Origin of the sequence: Pseudoalteromonas sp. SR43-2, assembly GCF_014163885.1 — a bacterium.
In the GTDB taxonomy this organism is placed as follows: domain Bacteria; phylum Pseudomonadota; class Gammaproteobacteria; order Enterobacterales; family Alteromonadaceae; genus Pseudoalteromonas; species Pseudoalteromonas distincta.
Genome location: NZ_JACJED010000041.1, coordinates 1 through 3,242 on the forward strand (window position 1 = coordinate 1; position 3,242 = coordinate 3,242).

2 rRNA genes are annotated in these 3,242 nt (G+C 48.6%); both read right to left on the reverse strand.

The features are described from left to right. Position 1: 1 nt before the first annotated feature. Positions 2 to 116, reverse strand: a 5S ribosomal RNA gene (gene rrf, locus H5120_RS19955). Between the two features lie 145 nt (positions 117 to 261). After that, positions 262 to 3,151: ribosomal RNA gene (locus H5120_RS19960) — 23S ribosomal RNA — on the reverse strand. Positions 3,152 to 3,242 lie beyond the last annotated feature (91 nt).

Sequence of the window (3,242 nt, forward strand, 5' to 3'; positions counted from 1 at the left end):
AGCCTGGTAATGTCCTACTTTCACATAGCAAATGCTACACTATCATCGGCGCTGTTTCGTTTCACTACTGAGTTCGGCATGGAGTCAGGTGGGTCCAAAACGCTATTGTCACCAAGCAAATTTGGGCATTAATTCGTATCGCTACGCATTAACTGAATTTGGAAAATATCTGATAATATTTTTTAAGTCTTTCTAAGTAATTTCTACTTTAGTTATATTAACTTCTGTCTAAACTGTCGCATAAAACGCGTTTGGCGTTGTATGGTTAAGCCTCACGGGTAATTAGTACAAGTTAGCTTAATGGCTCACACCACTTCCACATCTTGCCTATCAACGTTGTAGTCTTCAACGGCCCTTCAGAGACTTTAAAAGTCTAGTGAGAACTCATCTCGAGGCCTGCTTCGCGCTTAGATGCTTTCAGCGCTTATCAGTTCCGAACGTAGCTACCGGGCAATGCCATTGGCATGACAACCCGAACACCAGCGGTTCGTTCACTCCGGTCCTCTCGTACTAGGAGCAACCCCTCTCAATTCTCAAACGCCCACGGCAGATAGGGACCGAACTGTCTCACGACGTTCTAAACCCAGCTCGCGTACCACTTTAAATGGCGAACAGCCATACCCTTGGGACCGACTTCAGCCCCAGGATGTGATGAGCCGACATCGAGGTGCCAAACACCGCCGTCGATATGAACTCTTGGGCGGTATCAGCCTGTTATCCCCGGAGTACCTTTTATCCGTTGAGCGATGGCCCTTCCATTCAGAACCACCGGATCACTATGACCTACTTTCGTACCTGCTCGACGTGTCTGTCTCGCAGTTAAGCTGGCTTCTACCATTACACTAACCGTACGATGTCCGACCGTACTTAGCCAACCTTCGTGCTCCTCCGTTACTCTTTAGGAGGAGACCGCCCCAGTCAAACTACCCACCAGGCACTGTCCGTAACCCCGATTCAGGGGCCAACGTTAGAACATCAAAACTACAAGGGTGGTATTTCAAGGACGACTCCACAACAACTAGCGTCGCTGCTTCAAAGTCTCCCACCTATCCTACACATGTAGGTTCAATGTTCAGTGCCAAGCTGTAGTAAAGGTTCACGGGGTCTTTCCGTCTAGCCGCGGGTACACAGCATCTTCACTGCGATTTCAATTTCACTGAGTCTCGGGTGGAGACAGCGTGGCCATGGTTACACCATTCGTGCAGGTCGGAACTTACCCGACAAGGAATTTCGCTACCTTAGGACCGTTATAGTTACGGCCGCCGTTTACCGGGGCTTCGATCAAGAGCTTCTCCCTAAGGATAACCCCATCAATTAACCTTCCGGCACCGGGCAGGTGTCACACCGTATACGTCATCTTGCGATTTTGCACAGTGCTGTGTTTTTAATAAACAGTCCCAGCCACCTGGTCACTGCGGCTCCCGTCCGCTTAGAAAGCAAGTCTCATCACAGATAGGAGCGTACCTTCTCCCGAAGTTACGGTACGATTTTGCCTAGTTCCTTCACCCGAGTTCTCTCAAGCGCCTTAGTATTCTCTACCTGACCACCTGTGTCGGTTTGGGGTACGATTCCATATAATCTGAAGCTTAGAGGCTTTTCCTGGAAGTATGGCATCAACAACTTCATCACCGTAGTGACTCGTCTCGTGTCTCAGTCTTAATAGCAACCCGGATTTACCTAAGTCGCCAACCTACTCACTTTCACATGGACTACCAACGCCATGCTTGTTTAGCCTGCTCCGTCCCCCCATCGCAATTATATCGAGTACAGAAATATTAATCTGTTTCCCATCGACTACGCCTTTCGGCCTCGCCTTAGGGGTCGACTTACCCTACCCTGATTAACATGGGATAGGAACCCTTGGTCTTCCGGCGTGGGAGTTTTTCACTCCCATTATCGTTACTCATGTCAGCATTCGCACTTCTGATACGTCCAGCATACCTCCCGGTACACCTTCAACCGCTTACAGAACGCTCCCCTACCACTCAGAATAAATTCTGAATCCGCAGCTTCGGTGCATAGTTTAGCCCCGTTACATCTTCCGCGCAGACCGACTCGACCAGTGAGCTATTACGCTTTCTTTAAAGGATGGCTGCTTCTAAGCCAACCTCCTGGCTGTCTGGGCCTTTCCACATCGTTTCCCACTTAACTATGACTTTGGGACCTTAGCTGGCGGTCTGGGTTGTTTCCCTCTTCACGACGGACGTTAGCACCCGCCGTGTGTCTCCCGGATATTACTTTACGGTATTCGGAGTTTGCAAAGGGTTGGTAAGTCGGGATGACCCCCTAGCCTTAACAGTGCTCTACCCCCGTAAGTATTCGTCCGAGGCTCTACCTAAATAGATTTCGGGGAGAACCAGCTATCTCCCGGTTTGATTAGCCTTTCACTCCTAGCCACAGGTCATCCCCTAACTTTTCAACGTTAGTGGGTTCGGTCCTCCAGTTGATGTTACTCAACCTTCAACCTGCCCATGGCTAGATCACCGGGTTTCGGGTCTATACCTTGCAACTAGTCGCCCAGTTAAGACTCGGTTTCCCTACGGCTACCCTATTCGGTTAACCTCGCTACAAAATATAAGTCGCTGACCCATTATACAAAAGGTACGCAGTCACCCAACAAGTGGGCTCCTACTGCTTGTACGTACACGGTTTCAGGTTCTATTTCACTCCCCTCACAGGGGTTCTTTTCGCCTTTCCCTCACGGTACTGGTTCACTATCGGTCAGTTGGGAGTATTTAGCCTTAGATGATGGTCCACCTATATTCAGTCAAAGTTTCACGTGCTCCGACCTACTCGATTTCACTTAAAATGTCTTTTCATGTACGGGACTATCACCCTGTATCGTGGCACTTTCCAGAGCCTTCCATTAACACATAATAAGCTTAAGGGCTGTTCCGATTTCGCTCGCCGCTACTTTCGGAATCTCGGTTGATTTCTTTTCCTACGGGTACTTAGATGTTTCAGTTCTCCGCGTTCGCCTCGTTAACCTATGTATTCAGTTAACGATACCTGCAAGCAGGTGGGTTTCCCCATTCGGAAATCCTAGTCTCAAGCGCTTTTTACTAGCTTGACTAGGCTTATCGCAAGTTAATACGTCCTTCATCGCCTCCAACTGCCAAGGCATCCACCGTGTACGCTTAGTCACTTAACCATACAACCCAAACGGGTCTTTGTTTTGTGACAGTTTAACTTCGCCAGAAGTTAATATTGAATACTAAAGTAGATACCAATCAATCAACTCA